This is a genomic window from Pseudomonas sp. PS01301, assembly GCF_029960215.1.
GTDB lineage: Bacteria > Pseudomonadota > Gammaproteobacteria > Pseudomonadales > Pseudomonadaceae > Aquipseudomonas > Aquipseudomonas coleopterorum.
Genome location: NZ_JASCPM010000002.1, coordinates 137,989 through 157,894 on the forward strand (window position 1 = coordinate 137,989; position 19,906 = coordinate 157,894).

16 protein-coding genes are annotated in these 19,906 nt (G+C 65.0%); 2 read left to right on the forward strand and 14 right to left on the reverse strand.

All coding sequences use genetic code 11. The features are described from left to right. Positions 1–6 precede the first annotated feature (6 nt). The 9 genes from QMX89_RS01675 to QMX89_RS01715 form a co-directional block, all read right to left on the reverse strand. Positions 7–771: a transporter substrate-binding domain-containing protein gene (locus tag QMX89_RS01675; protein ID WP_282346329.1), complete on the reverse strand. Its 765-nt coding sequence runs from the start codon at positions 769–771 to the stop codon at positions 7–9. Positions 772–1,048: 277 nt separating this feature from the next. After that, positions 1,049–1,831: an AraC family transcriptional regulator gene (locus QMX89_RS01680; RefSeq protein ID WP_134721063.1), complete on the reverse strand. Its 783-nt coding sequence runs from the start codon at positions 1,829–1,831 to the stop codon at positions 1,049–1,051. A gap of 39 nt (positions 1,832–1,870) precedes the next feature. Continuing rightward, the gene (locus tag QMX89_RS01685) at positions 1,871–3,127 is read right to left on the reverse strand and encodes an FAD/NAD(P)-binding oxidoreductase (protein WP_282346331.1); all 1,257 of its coding nucleotides are present in this window, start codon (positions 3,125–3,127) and stop codon (positions 1,871–1,873) included. Continuing rightward, positions 3,127–3,360 carry a (2Fe-2S)-binding protein gene (locus QMX89_RS01690; protein ID WP_056842963.1) on the reverse strand — a complete coding sequence of 78 codons (234 nt, stop codon included), beginning with the start codon at positions 3,358–3,360 and terminating at the stop codon, positions 3,127–3,129. Before QMX89_RS01690 ends, QMX89_RS01685 begins: the two co-directional genes overlap by 1 nt. Further along, positions 3,353–4,468 (reverse strand): FAD-dependent oxidoreductase, encoded by a 1,116-nt coding sequence (locus QMX89_RS01695; RefSeq protein ID WP_282346248.1) that lies wholly within the window; start codon positions 4,466–4,468, stop codon positions 3,353–3,355. Before QMX89_RS01695 ends, QMX89_RS01690 begins: the two co-directional genes overlap by 8 nt. After that, positions 4,465–5,409 (reverse strand): 4-hydroxyproline epimerase, encoded by a 945-nt coding sequence (locus tag QMX89_RS01700; RefSeq protein WP_282346250.1) that lies wholly within the window; start codon positions 5,407–5,409, stop codon positions 4,465–4,467. Before QMX89_RS01700 ends, QMX89_RS01695 begins: the two co-directional genes overlap by 4 nt. 135 nt (positions 5,410–5,544) lie before the next feature. After that, the gene (locus QMX89_RS01705) at positions 5,545–6,216 is read right to left on the reverse strand and encodes a GntR family transcriptional regulator (protein WP_192066014.1); all 672 of its coding nucleotides are present in this window, start codon (positions 6,214–6,216) and stop codon (positions 5,545–5,547) included. A gap of 73 nt (positions 6,217–6,289) precedes the next feature. Then, positions 6,290–7,870 (reverse strand): PepSY-associated TM helix domain-containing protein, encoded by a 1,581-nt coding sequence (locus QMX89_RS01710; RefSeq protein ID WP_282346256.1) that lies wholly within the window; start codon positions 7,868–7,870, stop codon positions 6,290–6,292. A gap of 25 nt (positions 7,871–7,895) precedes the next feature. Continuing rightward, positions 7,896–10,352 (reverse strand): TonB-dependent receptor, encoded by a 2,457-nt coding sequence (locus QMX89_RS01715; protein WP_282346258.1) that lies wholly within the window; start codon positions 10,350–10,352, stop codon positions 7,896–7,898. A gap of 183 nt (positions 10,353–10,535) precedes the next feature. Here QMX89_RS01715 and QMX89_RS01720 point away from each other — a divergent pair, with 183 nt between their 5' ends. Further along, a complete protein-coding gene (locus tag QMX89_RS01720) occupies positions 10,536–11,054 on the forward strand; it encodes a sigma-70 family RNA polymerase sigma factor (protein ID WP_049859273.1) in 519 nt (172 codons plus the stop codon). Between the two features lie 48 nt (positions 11,055–11,102). Further along, positions 11,103–12,056, forward strand: coding sequence for a FecR domain-containing protein (locus tag QMX89_RS01725; RefSeq protein ID WP_282346260.1), 954 nt, complete (start codon positions 11,103–11,105; stop codon positions 12,054–12,056). Positions 12,057–12,159: 103 nt separating this feature from the next. On the opposite strand, the gene QMX89_RS01730 is transcribed toward QMX89_RS01725, so the two are convergent. From QMX89_RS01730 to QMX89_RS01750, 5 genes are all read right to left on the reverse strand, one after another. Then, positions 12,160–12,432, reverse strand: coding sequence for a hypothetical protein (locus QMX89_RS01730; RefSeq protein ID WP_049859274.1), 273 nt, complete (start codon positions 12,430–12,432; stop codon positions 12,160–12,162). A gap of 149 nt (positions 12,433–12,581) precedes the next feature. Continuing rightward, the gene (locus QMX89_RS01735; RefSeq protein ID WP_282346263.1) at positions 12,582–13,808 is read right to left on the reverse strand and encodes an MFS transporter; all 1,227 of its coding nucleotides are present in this window, start codon (positions 13,806–13,808) and stop codon (positions 12,582–12,584) included. Positions 13,809–14,379: 571 nt separating this feature from the next. After that, on the reverse strand, positions 14,380–15,669 hold the full coding sequence (fabF, locus tag QMX89_RS01740) for a beta-ketoacyl-ACP synthase II (protein ID WP_282346265.1): 1,290 nt from the start codon (positions 15,667–15,669) through the stop codon (positions 14,380–14,382). Beyond that, a complete protein-coding gene (locus QMX89_RS01745; protein WP_282346266.1) occupies positions 15,666–18,767 on the reverse strand; it encodes an efflux RND transporter permease subunit in 3,102 nt (1,033 codons plus the stop codon). The genes fabF and QMX89_RS01745 overlap by 4 nt, the downstream gene beginning before the upstream one ends. Next, a complete protein-coding gene (locus tag QMX89_RS01750; protein WP_282346267.1) occupies positions 18,764–19,870 on the reverse strand; it encodes an efflux RND transporter periplasmic adaptor subunit in 1,107 nt (368 codons plus the stop codon). The genes QMX89_RS01745 and QMX89_RS01750 overlap by 4 nt, the downstream gene beginning before the upstream one ends. Positions 19,871–19,906: the final 36 nt, after the last annotated feature.

A 19,906-nucleotide genomic window follows, 5' to 3' on the forward strand; every position in this document is an offset into this window, starting at 1 on the left:
TTCATCTCAGTAGTAGACGTTGGGTACGGTGAGTGGGGTGGGCGCGATCTCGGTACCGACCCATTTCACGAACAACTCGTTGTAGCGGCCGCTGCGCACTTGCTGGTTGACGAACAGGTTGAGGTAGTTGAGCAGCCCGTACTCGGTGCGCTTGGCGCCCAGGGACACGTAATCGATCACGTACGGTGCGTTGCCGGCGACCTTGAGGTTCTTGTATTTACCCGACTTCAGGGTTGCGGCAGCCACAGTGTTGGTGACAACGGTGGCCTGGATGTGGCCTTGGGCGACGGCCAGGATGGTGTCGTTCTGCGACTGGTAGGCCCGGAAGCTGCCGTTGCCCCAGCTTTTCACATCCTTCTCCAGGGCGATGGCCTCATAGGTGCCGCTGGTGTTGCCCAGCGCCTTGCCTTTGAGGTCTTCGAAGCTGTTGATGCCGGTGTCGTCGCGGGTCAGCACCACCATCTGGAACGCGAAGTAGGGCACGCTGAGACCGACTGTCTTGGCACGCTCAAGGGTGTCCGAAGTGGAAGCGACGATAACGTCGGCACGTCCCGAGACCAATGCAGGAATCCGATCCGGGAAGGGCGTTTCGACGACTTCGGCATCCACGCCCAGTACCTTCGCCAGGTCATTGCAGTAGTCGACGTCGAACCCTGCAGGTTTGTTGGCACTGTCGCGGAAACCCATGGGCGGGAAGTCCAGAGTCACCGCGCAGCGCAGTTTGCCGGAGCCGATGATGTCGTCCAGTTTGTCGGCCTGGGCGTTTGCCATGAAAGCGGTACTGAGCGCGGCGGCAAAGGCGACGGCAAAAGCAGATTTTTTCATGGAAGCCTCGATGTTTAAGTGATCGCTGAGATTTATGGAATTTCGTATACGATATTTCAAATGCAACAGGCGTGCCCATTTCGGATACAGTCCCGCTGAAGCCGCGACAGTGCTCGTTCAGCGGCGAATCACGCTTTTGTGCAGGTGCAGTTACGAGGTGTTAACAAGAGAGAGGTGTTACATAAGGGAGCTTCGCAAGGCCGCACTGCCCGCTAACGGAACATCAGCGGTGGCTGTCGCGATACAGACTCGGGGACAGGTGGGTCAGGGCGCGGAACTGTCGGCTGAAGGCACTGTGGTCGGTGTAGCCGCAGCGCAGGGCGATGTCGGTGATCGGCAGGTCCTCATCGCGCAGCAGACGCGAGGCTTCTTCCAGACGCGCCTTGTGAATGAGCTGGCGCGGCGTGAGCTGGAAGATCCGTTTGCAGTGACGCTCAAGCTGTGCGACCGACAGCCCGGCGATCGCGGTCAGCTCCGCGAGGCTGATCGGACGGTGGTAGTGGGCACGGATGTGCGCATCGACCGCCGCCACTTTCTGGAACGCCGGATGGTTGGATTGCGGCAGTTGCAGGTCGCGGGAGATGCCCGCCAGGCCAACGATCCGGCCCTGCTCATTGTGCAGGGCGATCTTGTGGGTCAGGCACCACACCGGCTGGTTGCCGAAATAGAGGTGCAATTCCAATTGGTTGGCCAGCGCGCGGCCACTGCCCAGCACCTTGCGGTCCTGTTCGGTGTAGAGCGACCCGAAGCGTGCCGGGAACACCTGCTCCGCAGTCAACCCCAGCAGTTGCTGGCCGGTCCTGAAGCCGCAACGCTGCACCAGGGTCGTGTTGACGAAGGCGTAGCGGGCGGCGTCGTCCTTGATGAAGAACACCACATCGGCTAACGCATCGAGCAGTGGCGCCAACGGTTGCAGGCTGACCAGCAGGTCGGGCAGGTGGCAGGGACTGGCAGGAACGAGGGCGGCGAGCATGGCGTCAGGCTCCGGAAAGGACGCCCGGAGCATAGTGCCCCCGGCCCGCTGCGCAAAGTGCTGGCGATGGGATCAAGTAGGCGGGTGGTCGTCGATGCAGAGCAAGGTCGCGATCCGGGCCGGGCTGAAGGGTGGGCGGGGTGTGGACGGCTGCCAGCCGAACAGCTGCGCGGTGGCAGCACCACACACCCGGCCCTGGCAGGCGCCCATTCCGCAGCGGGTGGCCAGCTTGGCCTCGCGCCAGGAACCATGCGGTTGAACGACCGCGTAGGTCACGTCTTCACAGCGGCAGACCAGTGTGTCCGGTTCGCACAGGGTGGCGAGCGCCGGCCTCAGGGTAAATGCACGGTTCAGCACGGCGGCGAAGCCCTGCCAATGGCTGCGCTGCGACCAAAGCCGTGCGGCTGCGGCTTGATCGCCCACCGCAGCATGCCCAGCGATGCTACCTTCGACCGAAGCCAGCTCGCTGCCGCCGAAACCGGTGCATTCGCCGGCGGCGAAGTGATCGGCCAGGCTAGTCGCCTGCCAGTCATCGACGGCAATAGCACCGGCCTGCAACGCACAGCCCAGGGCCTCCCCCAACTGCGTGTTGGGCACCAGGCCGAAGCCACAGGCCAGTCGCTCACACGGTATTTCCACGGTTCGCCCCCGTTGCATCAGGCGCACGCCTTCGAGCCGTTCGCTGCCGAGCGCGGCCAGTACGTAGCTGTCGCTGCGATACACCGCTGAGCCGAGTTGCAGCGCTTGCAGTGCCTTGTGCGGCCAGCGTGGCAACTGCGCTGCGAAGCGCGCGACAGCGCCGGTGCTGGCCTGCTCGGCGATGCGGATCACCCGAGCGCCCTGCTTTTGCGCGGTGTGGGCGCTGGCCAGCAGCAACGGACCGCTGCCCGCGACGACCACACGCTCGCCCGCGATGGGCAGGCCGCCCTTGACCAGAGCCTGCAAACCTCCCGCGCCGGTCACGCCGGGCAGCGTCCAGCCGGGGAAAGGCAGCAACAGCTCACGGGCGCCGGCACACAGGATCAGCTTGGCATAGTCGATGATCCAGCCGCGCTCCTCGTTCTCCACCAGCAAGCGGTAGGGCGCGGGCCGGGCAATCACTCGGGTGGCGGTATGGACCTGCACATTGCCATATCCCTGCAAGCGCTCACGCAGTCGAATCACCTGAGTCGGCAGCGCGGCGTGGGGCCCGTCGCGCCAGATTTGCCCACCGGGGGCCGGATTGTCGTCGAGCAGCACGATGCGAGCCCCGCTGGGCGCCGCTGCCAGTGCCGCATGGAGGCCTGCGGGGCCAGCACCGATGATCAGGACCTCGGCGTGTTCGTTCATCATGAGGTGTGCACCTGCATGCCGTCGCGGCAGTGCGTCTGGCACGCCAGACGCCGAGAACCGTCGATGGTGACCCGGCACTCCTGGCAGATGCCCATGCCGCACAGGGGCGCACGCCGCTGGCCGCCGACCGAGGTCCGCGTGCAGCCGTCACCGGCGATCGCCAGCGCGGCTGCGACACTGGTGCCTGCAGCCACACGCAGTGTGCGGCCATTCACGGTCAATTCAGGCATGGGCACGTGCTCCGAGAAAACGCTGTGGCAGGTACGGTGCTGCGGCCAGCGGCAGCGATTCGTCGAACAGTTGCGCCACCAGCAGGTCGGCGGTCGCCGGCGCGGTTGTCACCCCCAAGCCTTCATGACCCACCGCCAGCCACAGGCCCGGACGCTGTGGATGCTCACCCACCAAGGGCAAGCCGTCCGGGCTGGCCGCGCGGAAACCGGTCCAGGCACGAATCACGTTCATGTCGTTCAGGGCAGGCACGTACTCGGCCGCGCGCCTGAGCATTTTAGCGAGCATCCAGCCTTCGACGTCAGGCTCGGTGGTGCCGAATTGTCGCGAAGCACCGATGAACAATTGCCCGGTCGGGCGCGGCTGGATGTTGCAGGCCGTAGAAGGGCCGCTGGCGGTGTGGGCGCTGGTGACGTAGCCCAGCTCCACCAGCGTGTGGGTAATCTGCGCAGGGTAGCGGTCGGTGATCGCCAGATGACCTTTCTTGGCCTGGACGGGCAACTCGGGGCACAGCTCGGTGGCTTGGATGCCATTGGCCAACAGCACCAGATCGGCGCTCAGCCATTGACCGTCGGCCAGGCGCACACGGTGGCCGTCCACCTCGATGACCGTGGCGCGTTGCTGGCGGATCAAGGGATGGTCGAGCATCCACTGCGCGGTCGCCGGTGCATACACGATACCGTCGCCCTTGATCAACAGACCGCCTTCCAGGCCCTCGCGCAACAGCGGCTCACGCGCGCGCAGGGCGGTCGCACCAAGGATTTCGCACGCCTCGCCATGCTCGCGCAGCACCTTGAACTTGTGCTCGGCAACGACCATTTCCTCATCGTTCGCAGCCAGCCAGAGGGTGCCGTTGCTGCGGTACGCACAGCCCTGCGGCAGCGCAGAGGCCATCTCGCGCCAGCGCTTGAGCGAGTATTGGCTCAGCGCCAGTTCGGCGGCGTTGTCGTCGAGCACCAGCAGGTGGCCCATGCCGGCCGCCGTGGCGCCGGGCTGGCCGGCGTCCAGCACCTGAACGTTCAGGCCGCGTTTGGCGAGCGCCTGGGCGCAGGCGGCGCCGACGATGCCCGCGCCGATCACGATGGCGTCCGCCACGGCCTGGGTGCTCACAGGCGAATGCCCCAGGCGAAAGGGTCGTTACCGTGCAAGATCAGCGTGGCTTCGGCACTCACATACGCCTGCCCACGAATGGTCGGCACCACCCGCCCATCGGCGCTCGGCTCCAGCGGCTCGTAGGACCCTTCGAACGTGCTGCCGATGACACTGGCCTGACGCCAGATCTGGCCAGGCTGCAGCTTGCCGTCGGCCGCCAGGCACGCCAGTTTGGCACTGGTCCCCGTGCCACAGGGCGAGCGATCGTAGGCCTTGCCGGGGCACAGCACGAAGTTGCGGCTGTCGGCGTCATCGTCTTCGGCGAACAATTCGATATGGTCGATCGGGCCGCCGTCTTCACCGCGTATGCCTTGATCCTCAAGTGCCTGCTGCACGGCGACGGTGTAGGCAGTCAGGGCTTCGAGGTTGTCCCCGGCAACCGCCAGCCCATGCTCGGCCACCAGAAAGAACCAGTTGCCACCCCAGGCGATGTCGCCGATCACCGCGCCGATACCCGGCACCTGCAGCGCTACGTCCTTGCGGTAGCGATAGGCGGGCACGTTGCGCACGCTGACCGAACCGTCCTCATGCAATGTCGCCTGGACGGTACCCACTGGGGTTTCGACGGCATGCACGCCCGGGCCGATCCGGCCCAGATGCGCCAGCGAGGCGATCAGCCCGATGGTGCCGTGGCCGCACATGCCTAAATAGCCGGTGTTGTTGAAGAAGATCACCCCTGCGCAGGCGTTGGGGTCCACTGGTGTGCACAACAGCGCACCTACCAGCACATCGCTGCCGCGCGGCTCCAGCACGCAGGCGGCCCGCCAGGCATCGTGCCTTTGGGCCAGCAGTTGCCTGCGCTCGGCCATGGTGCCCGTGCCGAGATCCGGGAAACCCTCGATCACCAGACGTGTGGGCTCACCCCCGGTATGCGAGTCGATCACTTCAATGCGGTTCATCGGGCCACCTGTCGAGTTGGTTCAGTGAACCCTAGGGTGGCGCAGATGAAGCCGTCGGGCTTGAGCGATTTAGCTCATGCCCATGACGAATTCGGCACAGTGTCCGATGCGAAGGGTGGCTACCAGCAGACGCGCTCAGCGCGCGCTCGGCAGGTGCTCGAAGAGGGTCTGGCAGACACCGGCAATGTGTTCGTCGAGCAGGCGTACGGCACGCTCGACATCGCCCTCGCGGCATGCCTGGAGGATCTCCCGGTGCTCGTGGTCTGCGCGATCCTTGCCGGCCGACAAGCTCATCTGCATGCGCAGGTAACGCTCCAGCTTGTCGTTGACCGAGCGAATCAGGCCCACCAGGAACGGACGCTGGGCAGGCTCGTACAGGCAGACATGCAGCTCCCAGTTCAGCTCTGCCCAGCGACCCACGTCGTCTTCACCGATGAACTCGCGGCAGATGCTCTCGGCGCGGCTGAAGGTCGCCTCGGTCATGTTTGGGATGGCCAGGCGCAGCACTTTGTCTTCCAGCAGCATGCGCACCTCGAATAACTGCGCCAGTTCGGCGTCCGACAACCGCGTGACCATCGCCCCGCGATTGCGCTGGAACATCACCAGGCCTTCGGCTTCCAGACGCTTGAGCGCCTCGCGGACCGGGATCTTGCTGACATTGAACTGGCGCGCGATGTCGTCCTGCCGGATCGGCTCGTCCTCGGCAAAATGCCCGGCGACGATCGCGTCGCGCAGGTGCCGGGTGATGATCTCCGAGGTCGAGGGCGAGTTGCCGAGGTCCGGCGCGTTGAGTTTGGTCTGGGCCACGTCACTGGGTCATTCGAAGGATTGAGCGTATAGGGTATACGCTTTTGCCCCGCTTGAATCGGCATCCATCGGCCTAGCGCACCAAGCCCTGGCGCAACCGGTGCCGGCGCAGCTTCACCAGGATATTTATCAGCAACGCACCCAAGCCCAGGCACACCGCTTCCACGCTCGCCCGTTGCCAGTCGCCGACGCGTGCGTAGAGCCACAACGCCTGGCCCGTGGTCCATTGGTTGAGCAGCGGCAGGCACAGACACAGCAGCGCGGTCAGGCCCAGTTGCTCGGTCCATGCCCGCAGGCGTGGCCGACACAGCGCGTGCAGCAAGGTCGCCGCCCAGATCAGCACAAAGGCGCGTATTTCCCACTGAGCACGGTCCGGTAACTCGAACGGCAGCAGGCGGTTGGCGTAGAAGTAACCACAGCACGCCATCCCGATGCCGACGCTGCACGCCACATTGAAAGCTTCGACGCAGTGGTAGAAGCGTCGCGTAGCATCGCCAAATTCGTGCTGGCCCTTGATGCGTCGCTTGATCGAGAACAGCAGCGTACCTGCCACCATCATCGATGTGCCCAGCAGGCCGCTGGCGAAGTACACCCAGCGCAGTGCCCAGCTGCCGAAATCGGCGAAGTGCAGGGAGCGCACCACGCCTTCGATCCGGGTACCCAAGGACAGGCTGGCCGGGTCTGGCCGCCGGACCTGCAACACGCCTCCGCTGGCCGCGTCGAACAGCACGCTGGCCTGGGGCGTGAACAGGTGGTCTGCAGGCTGCCCCGGGTCCGCACGGCCGATGATGCGTAGGCTCGCATTGGCAGCGCCGGGCCCGTTTACCAGTATCATCTGCGCCGGTTGCCCGGTCAGCGTGCGCGCCTGGTCCAGCAGCGCTGCCCAGCCCGGCGCAGCGCCGGCCGGCTGCGCCACGGGGCGGACCACGGTCGGTTCGGCGGCGAGTTCGGAAGTGAAGCGTGCATAGGCGCCATCGTCCGAACCGTATACCGCTTGCACGGGCCAGGGCATGTAGCTGTTGCCGAAGATGCACAGCCCGGTGTAGGCGATCATCAGCAGGAACGGCAGCGTCAGTACGGCCGCGGCGTTGTGCGCATCGAGCCAGGCACGCGGGCCGGTACCGGGCCGGAAGGTAAAGAAGTCGGCGAAGAGGCGCCGGTGGATGACCACCCCGGAGACCAGCGCCACCAGAAAGCCGACGGTCAGTGCGCCAACGATCCAGAACCCCAGCACCGGCAGTTGCAGCATGTAGTGGAACGACATGAAATGTCGCCCCCCTTCGGTCTGGCGCAGCGCTGCCGGCGGTAACGGTGTGCCGGTCGCCGGATCGAGGGCGATCTGCCGGGTGCCGCTGCCGTCCCGCCAGAGCAGGCGCACCGCTTCACCCGGATGCGCCGGCAACTGCACCCGCCACAGCCGTGCGCCCGAGGCATGTGTCGCGAGGTAGCGCTGCGCCTGGGATGCGGCCAGCCCTTCGTTCATCGACGCGCCAGCCTCGGACGTAGCGATTGGCTGCGCCTCCATCCAACGCGTGATGGGCTCGCGGAACACGCTCAGCGAGCCGGTGAGGAAGATCACGCACAGCACCCAGCCGCACACCAGGCCACACCAGGTGTGCAGCCAGGCCATCGACCGGCGCAGCGAGCCCTTCACTGCGATGCGTCCCGCACCGATGCGATCAGAAATCGCCTCGCAAGGTCAGCATGTAGCTGCGCGGCTCGCCGAACACGTTCGAACGGTCCACCGCCACGGCGGTGGTGTAGTAGCGCTTGTCGAACAGGTTCTCGGCGTTGAGTTGCACCCGCCAGTGGTCGTCCAGCTTCCAGGCCACGCGGGCATCCCAGATAGCGTAGCCCTGGCTGCCGAAATCGAGCCCCGTGGTCGACGACGCCTTGTAATAGGACTGCGCCGAGACGCCACCACCGACGGTCAGCCGGTCCCAGGTGCCGGACGGGTTGTAGCTGGTCTGCAGGCGCAGCATGTGCTTGGGCGTCTCGTAGGCGACTTCGACGTTCTCGGTGTTGTTGCGCAGCAGATTGAAGGTGTAGCCGCCGAACACTTGCCAGCCCGGCAGGATCTCGCCGCTGGCCTCCAGGTCGATGCCCTTGCTGCGCTTGATGGTGCCATTGACGTAGCAGGTGCCCTCGGAGTCGTTGCTGGTGCAGTTGGTGTTGGCCAGGTCCACCAGGGCGACGTCGGTCTGCTTGATGTAGAACAGCGCCATCGACAGGTTCAGGCGGTTGTCGAACAGGGCGCCTTTGATGCCGGTCTCGTAGTTGTCACCCTCGGACGGGGAGAGCGGTGTGCCGCGGGTGTCGACGTAGTTGCCCTGAGCGTTGAAGATTTCCGCGTAGCTGGCGTACCACGACCAGTCATCGTTGATGTCGTAGATCAGCCCGGCGTAGGGCGTGACCTTGCGCGTCACCTTGGACTCATAGGGCAGGGCGGCGCCGCGCTTGATGTCGTAGGTGTAGTCGTACCAGCTCGCGCGACCGCCGAGCACCAGGCTCAGCGGCTCGCTCAGGCGCAGCCGGGAGTTGGCGTACAGGCCCGCACGCTCCTCGGTCATGTCGATGTCCGTGGTCCAGGCCGGCCGGGCGGGCTTGGCGATGGCGTGGTGATCCACGTCGAAGATGTTCAGCGGCTGGTTGCGCAGGCTGGCGGTGGCCTGCTGGGTATTGGCTTCCTGGCGCGACCAGGTGCCGCCCACGGTAATGTCGTGGGTCAGGCCGAAGGCATCGAAGTTGCCGCTGACATGGCTGTCCAGCCCGGTGCTGGTCACTTCGTCCTGGCGGAACAGCGCCGCCTGGAACACCGAGCCGGTATTGGTCACCGGGCTGATGGCCCGGCGCGCGTAGGCGATCTGCTGATCGAAGCTGCCTTGGGACACCGTCACCGAAGTGGTGCTCGACCAGCGCTCATTGAAGCGATGTTCGATTTCGGCGAACGCCTCGCTCATCTCGCTTTCGTGGCGGTTCCAGTCCTGCACCAGGGAGGTGGAGCGGGATATGTCCAGCGCGTTGCCGTTGCTGTAGCGCGGCAGGCCGTAGATCGAATAGCCGTTGATGACGTTCTGCTGATGACGCAGGCTCAGGCTTACCGTGGTGTCGGGGTCGAGATCGGCCTCGACGATGCCGTACACCAGCGGCGTGCGCGTGTTGCGCTCGTCCAGGTAGGAACCGTTGTCTTCGTAGGCGGTGACCAGCCGTCCGCGTACGTTGCCGGCATCGTTGAGCTTGCCGCTGGCGTCCAGGTCCATGCGGTAACGGTCCCAGGATCCGGCACTGGCCTGAACCGTCAGCCGCGGTTCGGCGGTCGGGCGTTTGCGCACCAGATTCACCGCACCGCCGGGCTCGCCGGCCCCCACCAACAGACCGCTCGCGCCGCGCAGGACCTCGACGCGATCGTAGATGGCGGTGTCGGGCTTCATCCAGCCGGTGATCTGATAACCCTGACCGGGAACGCCGTCGACCAGAAAGCTTTCAGCTAGCAGGGAGAACCCGCGAGAGGTGTACACGTGGCCGCCGAAGTTGCGGTACTGGAAGGTGATGCCCGGAGTCTGTTCGAGCACTTTGTCCAGGCTGGTGAGCTTCTTGTCGTCCATCAACTGACGGGTCACCACGCTGACGGTCTGCGGGGTTTCCTTCAGGCTCAGATTGAGCTTGGCGGCGGTACTGCTGCTGCCGGTGGTGTAGGAACCAGTGCCATCGGTGGTGCTGCCCAGATCGTTCATGGCATTGACGGTGGTGGCGCCCAGGGCCATGGCCGGGTCATCGCGGGCGGGCAGTTTCTGCAGCACCAGGGTGCGCTCGTCCAGCAGTTGCCAGGTGAAGCCGCTGCCGCGCAGCAGGATTTCCATGGCCTGGCCGAGGGTGTACCGGCCCTTCAAGGCAGGAGCACGCAGGTTGGCCACGTCCGCCGAGTTGAAGATCAACCGCACGTTGGCCTGGTCCGCCAACCGGGTCAATGCCTGGTCCAGCGACTGCTCGACCGATTGCAGGTCCAGCGCCGTGCTGGCTTCGGCCGCTTGTGCCGAAAGTGAAAGCATCGGCAAGCCGGTCGTCATGGCCAGCATCAGCGCCAGGGTCAGGGTGCGACCGGCGGCGGGAGCGAAGTGCGGAAAACGTGCCTGCATCTGAAACGTCCGTTATCGAATGGAGATGAAATGCCCGAGAATCAGGGTTCTCTCTCCAACGACGACCGAGCAGGGCAAACCTTGCCGTCCAGATTGAAATTATTTTCATTATCATCCGCCATTCTGATGATAAGGGTTCTCAATTGGGATAGGATGCGGCCCTCAACCGCCGGGGCCGTGCGAATGTCCGTGTCACCCAATTCCAACCCTTTGCTGATGGTCTTTCAGGAGCACTATGCCGACCTGCTGGCCTTTCTGGCGCGGCGCCTGGGGAATGTGGAGAAGGCGGCCGACGTGGCCCAGGACACCTACGTACGCCTGGCCGGGTTGGCAGACACCGCGCAGATTCTCGAACCTCGCGCGTTCGTGTTCCGCGTCGCGGGCAATCTGGCCATCGACCGCCTGCGCCAGGAACGGCGCTATTGTGCGTTGCAGGTCGAGGAGCCGGACGAGGAGCCCTGCGATCCCATCGCCTCGCCGGAGCGCACGTTTTTGGCTGCCGAGGCCATCGAGCAACTCGACCATGCCCTGCAGCATTTGCCCAGCAACGCCCGCTTGGCGTTGCTGCTCAGCCGTCTGGAAGGCCTGACCCACGCCCAGATCGCCCTGCGCCTCGGGGTCTCGGAAAGCTCGGTGGGCAAGTATCTGGTGCTCGCCATGCGCCATTGCCGCGATTGGCTTCGTCAGTCGGAGTGCCTCTAGAATGCACGCAACCGACTTCCTTCCGGCGGCGCCTGTGAGCCCCTCACCATGACCGAACCTGTGAACCGCGCCCCTTGCGCCACTGACCTGGAAGACCAGGCCATCGAGCAGTGGGTGCACCTGACGTCCGGCCAGGCCAGTGATGCCGATCGCCACGCTTTCGCCCGTTGGCGTGGGCAGAGTGCGGACCATGAAGCCGCAGCACGGCTGGCCGAAACGATGTGGCAGGCACTGCCACAGACCCACACAGCGCAAACCTTCGTCGCTCCACCCAGGCGCGAGCGACGGCCGCTGCGCTGGGCGGCATTGGCCGCCGGGCTGGGCGCGCTGGCGTTGACCGGCCTGAGCGAGCCGGCCAAGGTCTATTTCGCCGACTACGCCACGGCGGTCGGTGAACGCCGGGCGTTGACCCTGGAAGACGGCAGCCAGGTCTGGTTGAACAGCGGCTCGGCCTTGTCGGTGAATTACTCGGCAGCGCGTCGAGAGATCAGCCTGCTCAAGGGTGAGGCGTTGTTCGAAGTCAGCAAGGATGCCATGCGGCCGTTCGTGGTTCAGGCCTCGGGCGGCAGCGTGCAGGCGGTGGGCACTCGTTTCGATGTCGACCGCCAGGGTGAACAGGTGCGTGTGGGGGTAACGGAAGGAGAAGTGAGGGTCTCGTCCGGTGGCGCCGTAGTGCCGTTGAAGGCCGCTCAGCGCCTGGCCTACACCGCTGGCGCGACACCGTCGGCGACAGGCGTTCTGGACCTGGGTACGGCATCGGCGTGGCAGCGCGGCAAGCTGATCTTCAATCGGCAGCCGCTGGCCGAGGTATTCGCTGACATCGAACGTTACCTGCCGGGCTCACTGGTCATCGCCGGTCGCTTGCCCAGCACAGCGGTGAGCGGTGTGTTCAATCTGGACGATGTTCCCGGCATGCTCGATGTGCTTGCCCGCACTCAGCCGGTACGGATCTATCGAATGCCCTGGCTGACCGTGGTGGTGGTGAATCAGACGCGCGCGTGAACGGAGTCGAAAACGGGATAGGTGGGGGAGGAGAGGCAGGGGACTACAGGCAAGGGACTACAGAGGGAACGCTAGGGCGCGAGGCCCTAGCAGACAGCGAATGTCACTTTTTCTTCTTCGCAGGCTTTTCAGCTTTTTCCACTTTGTCGGACTTCTTGGCTTTCTCAGCCTTTTCCGGCTTGCTGTCAGCTTTCTTTGCGGTTTTCTTCGGCTCGGCATCTTTCTTCTTGTCTTTTTTCTCCTTGTCGGAGGACTTCGAAAGCGCTGAGGCTGCGGCAGATTTCTTTTCCGGTGACGACTTTTTGTCCTTCAATTCCTTGCTGGCTTTCGAAGCGTCACTTTTGGTTTTCTTTTCGTCTTTAGCCACGTTGACCACCTCTCGGAGAGTGCCGATATTGACACAATGCCTGTGGGAATATTCACAGGCTGATCATTAGGTGAATGGGCGGAAAGGCAGTTCAAAATTTTTTTGCAATCTGCGCAGGTGCGCTGACAATCCTGCCGGGATCGTCAGCGCACGCGGGCTCAGCAGGGCTGGGCCACCGCGTTGTTGCTGACCTTGCGACCCAACACCAGCACCGTCGCAAAACCTGCACCGACCAAGGCTGTCGCCAGGCTCAGCAGCGCCGAGCTGCCCAACTGGTCGACGATCTGCCCGCCGAAGAACGAACCCAGCGCGATGATTACCTGAAACAGCGCGACGAACAGTGGCATACCGCGCTCGACGTCCTTGGGCGCGACCACGAACATCCAGATGCTGGAGCAGGCCGGGAACGCGCCGAAGGCAAAACCCCACAGAGCGATCAGCATCGCGGCACCGACAAGGCCGGTCGCGAAATGCGGGAACAGGGCCGTGCTGGTGCCGATCATCAGCGCCACCAGCAGCAATGTGTAGCGCACGTTGCGGTTGGCGGCGAAGCCGGCGAACACGTTGCCCAGCACCCCGGCCATGCCGTAGAGCAGCAACAGCGAGCCAATGGTCGGCCCGTCGAAACCGGCACTTTGCTTGAAGAACGGGGCGACATAGGTGTACGCGGCAAAGTGCGCCAGACCGATCAGCAGCACGGCGATCAAACCCACCCGCGCCTGGGGATTGGTGAACAGGGCCGGCAGGTCGCTGACCCGAATGGCGCGGTCCGGGTGCAGCGGTGGCAGCAGGAAGATCTGCGCCAGCAGCACCGGCACACCCACCAGCGCGGTCACCAGAAAGGTCATGCGCCAGCCCATCAAGCCGCTGAGCCAGGTGCCCACGGGCACGCCCAGCACCGTGGCCAAGGTCACGCCCATCATGATGATCGACGTGGCCTTGGCCACACCGACCCCCCTGGGTGCCAGGCGACCGCTCAACGCAATGGCGGTAGCCCAGAAGCCGCCGATGCTGACCCCCAGCAATACCCGGCCGAACAACAGCACATTGAAGTCATTGGCGAAGGAGACGATGCAGTTGGCGATGATCATGATCAGCGTCAGGCCGGTCAGCAGGTAGCGACGGTCCATGGCGCCGATGCCCACCGACAGCAACGGCGCGGCCAGGGCGGCCATGATTCCGGGCAGGGTGACCATCAGGCCCGCCTGGCCGGCACTGATGCCCAGGTCGCTGGCGACATCGTTGAGCACGCCCACGGGCAGGAATTCGCTGGTGACCAAGGCGAAGGCGCCCACGGCTACCGAAAGAATGGCCAGCCACTGCTGCTTGACGCTCTGCGAATTGGGTTCGGAAAGGCCTGGGGCGGCCTGATGGGGACTTGGCATGGGAATGGATTCCAAGGAGACAGTCGCCTGCGAGCAGGCGGGGGTAACGGGGGGATTGGCGGCGAGTATAAGGCAGGGTGGCGACCATCACCGAGGCGCGAACCTTGATAGTCATCATTAGCGCGATCGATTCAGCGGGGCAGGCAGCGAGCCCTTTTGGTCGCGAAGAGACCTGCCTGCATTCCTTCATTTATCCAGCCGCACGATCCATCCGAAGATCCAACACGTCATCCTTCCCACGAACCGAGCGACTGGCCCCAGCCCGGTCAGTCCCGTCCATTACGCTCCAAAGACCGATCACGCTTGCCCTGGCGATACTGCCAGTGGCTGTGCGCGATGTGTCCAGCGGTACTTAACACGATCAGCGCGACAATGACGTACAACGCGATCAATCCAGTGCTTTCGTGGGAAAACATAATGGTCAACTCCTGTCAGTTCATGATGTTTACCCCTGGAGTCTAGGGCGGAAAAGCGGGGTCGAGGATGAACATATCTTCACTGCGGGGCACCAATGCCGCGCGGCCCAATGCCCGCGGGGGTTGAAGCTGAAACCTTTCATCTGATCTTTGAATCACTGACCCTCCCAGCGTCGAAACAGCGCGCTGGCGTTCACGCCGCCGAAACCGAAGCCATTGGAAAGCGCGTGGGTGATTGCCGTCTTGCGGGCGATCGGGCCCACCAGGTCGAGCCCTTCGGCCGCTTCATCCGGCGTTTGCAGATTCAGCGTCGGCGGCGCTATCTGGTCGCGCAAGGCCAGCACGGTGAAGATGGCCTCGATGCCGCCAGCGGCGCCGAGCAGGTGGCCGGTGGCTGATTTGGTCGAGGTGATGGCCAGTCCGTTACGGGTGCCGAACAGGGCACGAATGGCGGCCAGCTCACCTTTGTCGCCGACCGGAGTGGAAGTGGCGTGGGCATTGATGTGCTGGACGTCTTGCGCATCGATACCGCCCTGGCGCAAGGCCTGTTCCATGGCGCGGCGAGCACCGCTGCCGTCTTCCGGACCCGCCGTGAGGTGGTAGGCATCGGCACTGGTGCCGTAGCCGATCAATTCCGCCAGCGGTGTCGCGCCGCGGGCCAGGGCGTGTTCAAGGGACTCGATGACCAGCAGGCCTGCACCTTCGGACATCACGAACCCGTCGCGATCCCGGTCGAAGGGGCGGCTGGCCTCTTCAGGGCGGTCGTTGAAGCCGGTGGACAGGGCACGGGCGGCAGCGAAACAGCCCAGGGTGACCCGGTCGATGGCCGCTTCGGTGCCACCGCAGATGGCGATGTCCGCTTCTCCGCTGCGGATCAGCCGCGCGGCATCGCCGATGGCCTGCACGCCCGCGGCGCAGGCGGTGACCGGCGCGCCCAGGGGGCCTTTGAAGCTGTTGTTGATCGAGACGTGTCCGGCGGCCATGTTGGCCAGGAACGACGGGGCGGTGAACGGCGACAATCGCCGCGGACCGCGTTCATCCGTGGTGCGCACCGCGCCTGCGAGCGCGCCGAACCCGCCCACGCCCGAACCGATGACGGTCGCCGTGCGCTGTTGCCGAGCGTCGTCGGTGGGATGCCATTGCGCCTGGGTCAGCGCTTCATGGGCGGCGACCAGCGCGAACTCGATGAAGCGATCCATTTTCTTGCGTTCTTTGGCCGGTATCAGCGCCTCCGGGTTGTAGCCGGCCACAGGGTCCGCTTCCAGCGTGGGCACCTGCCCAGCCACGGCAACGCCCGTGCCTTCACCGATGTGCGCGGGCAGCGCACCGATGCCCGACGTGCCCGCCAGCAGTCGGCGCCACACTTCGTAGACGCCGCAGCCCAGCGGGGTGACCAGACCGGTTCCGGTGACGACGATGCGTTTCTGGCCATCTCGATTGTTCATGGGTGTCTCTCCAGGTCTTTCGTTGAATGATGGGTTGTATCGCCACCCGCGCGGATGCGGAACCAGATGGAATACATGGCGGGCAGGAAGATCAGGGTCATCAGCGTGCCGCCAAACGTGCCGCCGATCAGCGTGTAGGCCAAGGTGCCCCAGAACACCGAATGGGTCAGCGGAATGAACGCCAGGATTGCCGCCAGTGCCGTCAGCAGCACCGGCCGGGCGCGTTGCACGGTGGCTTCGACCACGGCATCGAAAGGCGCCAAGCCATTCTTCTCATTGAGGTGGATCTGTCCGATGAGGATCAGCGTGTTGCGCATCAGAATCCCGGACAGCGCGATCAGACCGACCAGGGCATTGATGCCGAAGGGTTGGTTGAACAGCAGCAGCGTGGGCACCACGCCGATCAGCCCCAACGGGGCGGTGAGGAAGACCATGGCCATGGCGGACATCGAGCGTGTCTGCACGATGATGATCAGCAGGGTGATGGCAATCATGATCGGGAACAGCGGCGCGAGTGCGGCGGTGGCCTTGGCCGACTCTTCGATCGACCCGGCCTGCTCGATGCGGTAGCCGTCGGGAAGCGCCGCCATGATCGGTTGCAGCGCTTTGGTCATTTGCGTGGAGACATCCGGCGGCTGCAGGTCCTCGGCGATGTCTCCGCGCACGGTCAGGGTCGGTACGCGATCGCGGCGTCGCAGGATGGGATCTTCCATGCGCACCTCGACGGACCCGATCTGCGCCAACGGTATCCGCTGGCCGTTCGCGCCGGCCAGGGTCAGGCCTTGGATTTTTGCCGGGTCGAGACGCACCGGCCCTGCGGCGCGGGCCACCACCTGCACCGAACGGATGTCTTCGCGCACGGCGGTGATCGGCACGCCTGAAAGCAGGAACTGCAACTGTTCGGCCACGGCGGCCGAACTCAGGCCCAGCGCCTGCAACCGGTCCTGGTTCAGGGAAAAATGCAAGGCAGTAACCCGCGGCCCCCAGTCCTGATTGACGGTGCGCATCATCGCGCTGCTCTGCATGAGCGCTTCGACCTTGCCGGCGATATCGCGCAAGACCTGCGGGTCCGGCCCCATGATGCGGTAGGCGACGGGGTAGGGCGAATAAGGCCCGAAGACCAGCTGCGTGACCCGTACCCGCGCCTCGGGCGCCAGACCGTTCGCCACCGCCTCGCGGATTCTTAGCTTCAGGGCATCCCGAGCCGCCTGGCTGTCGGCGAGCACGACGATCTTGGCGAAGGAGGGGTCGGGAAGCTCGGGCGCCATGGCCAGATAGAACCGCGGCGAACCCTGGCCGATGTAGGCGGTGACGATTTTGGCCGCGTCATCCTTGCGCAGCCAGGCTTCGATCTTGGCCGTGGCCGCGCTGGTCTGCTCGATGGCCGTGCCATAGGGCATCTGCACCTCGATCAGCACTTCCGGTCGATCGGAGGTCGGGAAGAACTGCTTCTTGACCAGGCCCATGCCGACGATGGCCAGCGCGAAGGCCAGTATCACGATGCCCGCCACCGACCATTTCCAGCGGATGATCCAGCTCAGAAACGTGCGAAAGCGGTTGTAGTGACGGGTGTCGTAGATGGCCGCATGACCGCCTTCGACGGCCTTGATCGGCGGCAGCATCTTCACCCCCAGATACGGCGTGAACACCACCGCCACGATCCAGGAAGCGATCAGCGCGATGCCGACGATCCAGAACATGTTGCTGGTGTATTCACCGGCCGTGGACTGCGCGAAGCCGTTGGGCATGAAGCCCACGGCGGTCACCAGGGTGCCGGCGAGCATGGGTGCGGCGGTGTGGCTCCAGGCATAGGCCGACGCCTTGATGCGGTCGTAGCCTTCCTCCATTTTCACCACCATCATCTCGATGGCGATGATCGCATCGTCCACCAGCAATCCCAGGGCGAGGATCAGCGAACCCAGGGTGATGCGGTCGAAGTGCTTGCCAGTGGCTTCCATCACCACGAACACCATGGCCAGGGTCAGCGGTACCGCCGCGGCGACCACCACGCCGACGCGCCAGCCCATGCTCAGGAAGCACACCACCATCACCACCAGCAGGGCGACGAAGAACTTGATCATGAACTCGTCGACCGCCGAACCGATGTTCACCGATTGATCGGTGACCTGGGCGAAGGTCATGCCCAGCGGCATGGCCGCATTGATCCGCGCCGTCTCGGCGGCCAGCGCCTTGCCCAGATCCAGGCCGTTCCAGCCATCGCGCATGACCACGCCCAGGATCAGCGCCGGTTCGCCCTGATGGCGCACCATGAAGGTCGCTGGGTCTTCGTAGCCACGCTCCACGGTCGCCACATCCGCCAACTTGAGCGTGCGTCCGCCAGCGTTCACCGAGGTGTTGCGAATGGCGTCCAGGGTCTGGAAGGCACCGTCGAGCCGCACCACCACCTGGGGGCCTCGGGTGTCGATCGAGCCGGCCGGGGTCAGCCGGTTCTGGTCGTTCAGGCTGGCGAAGAGGTCCTGGGGTGACAGACCCAGGGTCGCCAGGCGCTCATGGGAAAAAGACACGAAGATCCGTTCGGACTGTTCGCCGATGATGTTGACCTTCTTCACCCCGGGCACATGCAGCAGCCGTTGCCGCAGGGATTCGGCTTCACGCACCAGCAGGCGTTGCGGCTCGCCACGCGCCTTGAGGGCGAACAAGGCGAAGGTGACGTCGGCGAACTCGTCGTTGACCAGCGGCCCGACCACGCCTGCCGGCAAGGTGCTCGCCGCGTCGCCGAGCTTTTTCCGGGCCTGGTAGAACTGCTGTTCGACCTGGGCCGGCGGCGTCTTGTCCTGCAGCGATAGAAGGGTGAAGGCCAGGCCCGGACGGGTATAGGTTTCGCTGCGGTCGTACCATTGCAGCTCCTGAAGACGCTTCTCCAGGGGCTCGGCGACCAGGTCCTGCATCTCCTGTGCGGTCGCACCGGGCCAGGCCGTGACCACGGTCAGCTGCTTGACGGTGAACGGCGGATCCTCGGCGCGCCCCAGCTTGAAGAACGACAGGGTGCCGGCGACGGCGACCAGAAGGATCAGGAACAGCGTGACCGACCGTTCCCGCACGGCCAGGGCCGAGAGGTTGAAGCGGCTACCGCTCATGGCTGGTCCCCGGTCTGGGCGCGCAGATCCTGCGGCGCCACGAGCACCTCTTGCCCCTCGTGCAGCAGGTGAGGGCCCAGGGCAACCAAGCGTTCGCCTGGGTGCAAACCACGCACCGTGGCCATGGCGTCGCTCAGACCAATGACCTGAACGGCCCGCCACACGACCTTGGAAGGCTCGCCTTCGATGGTCCACACACCCGGCCCGGTGCCTGGGTCATGAATGGCGGCGATGGGCACGCTCAGGGCGTCGGCTACGGAAGGGCTCGATGCGATGGACAGGGTCACGGTCGAACCCAACGGTGCATTGGCCTGCTCGCCGCCCAACACATACCGGGCTTCGAAGGTGCGGGTCGGTGCGTCTGCAGCGTCGGCCAGCTGCCGCAGCGTGGCGGTGCCGCCATTGCCGGAGGCGCCGAACAGGGTAGCCTGTGCTGAACTGCCCAGCGCTGGCCGCAGGGTCTCGGGCAGCTGCACCACCGCTTCGCGAAGGCCTGCCTTGGCCAGCCTCACCACCGCTTGCCCGGCGTTCACCACCTGACCCGGTTCGGCCAGGGTGGCCACCACCACACCGTCGGAATCGGCGCTCAGGGTGGCATAGCTCTGCTCATTGCGGCTCACGGCGGCCTGGGCCTGAAGCGCTACCAGATCGGCGCGGGCGGTGTCGGCCAACGACTTGAAGCGGTCGTAGTTGGCGGCGGAAATGGCACCGCTGGCGACCAGTTGGCGATTGCGTCGCTCATCGTTCGCGGTCTGCGTGGCCAGAGCCTGGGCGGCGGCGACTGCCTGCTCGCGGGCGTTGGACTGCAGCGCCAGATCGGCCGGATCGAGGCGCATCAAGCGCTGTCCGCGGCTTACTGCCTGGCCGGCATCGACGAAGCGCTCCATCACCTTGCCACTCACCCGAAAGCCCAGATCGCTTTGCACGCGCGCCGTGACCACGCCGGTAAAGGCGCGATGACCCTCCGGCGCAGGACCTGCCTCGACCACCCTGACCTTGGGCGGCTGAGTGCGCGGGTCGGCAACGCTCGGCGGACGGTCGCAGGCCGTGAGAAGCACAGGGAGCAGGCAGATACCGAGCGCGGAGGCGCGAAGCCGAGACATGGGATTCCTTACGGGCACAAACGGAAAGGAACCCGA

Coding starts and splice junctions, on each gene's coding strand:
- QMX89_RS01685 (WP_282346331.1), bottom strand. CDS start 3,127: ATGAACGAACACGCCGAGGTCCTGATCATCGGTGCTGGCCCCGCAGGC.
- QMX89_RS01745 (WP_282346266.1), bottom strand. CDS start 18,767: ATGAGCGGTAGCCGCTTCAACCTCTCGGCCCTGGCCGTGCGGGAACGG.
- QMX89_RS01735 (WP_282346263.1), bottom strand. CDS start 13,808: ATGCCAAGTCCCCATCAGGCCGCCCCAGGCCTTTCCGAACCCAATTCG.
- QMX89_RS01715 (WP_282346258.1), bottom strand. CDS start 10,352: ATGCAGGCACGTTTTCCGCACTTCGCTCCCGCCGCCGGTCGCACCCTG.
- QMX89_RS01750 (WP_282346267.1), bottom strand. CDS start 19,870: ATGTCTCGGCTTCGCGCCTCCGCGCTCGGTATCTGCCTGCTCCCTGTG.
- QMX89_RS01700 (WP_282346250.1), bottom strand. CDS start 5,409: ATGAACCGCATTGAAGTGATCGACTCGCATACCGGGGGTGAGCCCACA.
- QMX89_RS01675 (WP_282346329.1), bottom strand. CDS start 771: ATGGCAAACGCCCAGGCCGACAAACTGGACGACATCATCGGCTCCGGC.
- QMX89_RS01720 (WP_049859273.1), top strand. CDS start 10,536: ATGTCCGTGTCACCCAATTCCAACCCTTTGCTGATGGTCTTTCAGGAG.
- QMX89_RS01680 (WP_134721063.1), bottom strand. CDS start 1,831: ATGCTCCGGGCGTCCTTTCCGGAGCCTGACGCCATGCTCGCCGCCCTC.
- QMX89_RS01690 (WP_056842963.1), bottom strand. CDS start 3,360: ATGCCTGAATTGACCGTGAATGGCCGCACACTGCGTGTGGCTGCAGGC.
- fabF (WP_282346265.1), bottom strand. CDS start 15,669: ATGAACAATCGAGATGGCCAGAAACGCATCGTCGTCACCGGAACCGGT.
- QMX89_RS01725 (WP_282346260.1), top strand. CDS start 11,103: ATGACCGAACCTGTGAACCGCGCCCCTTGCGCCACTGACCTGGAAGAC.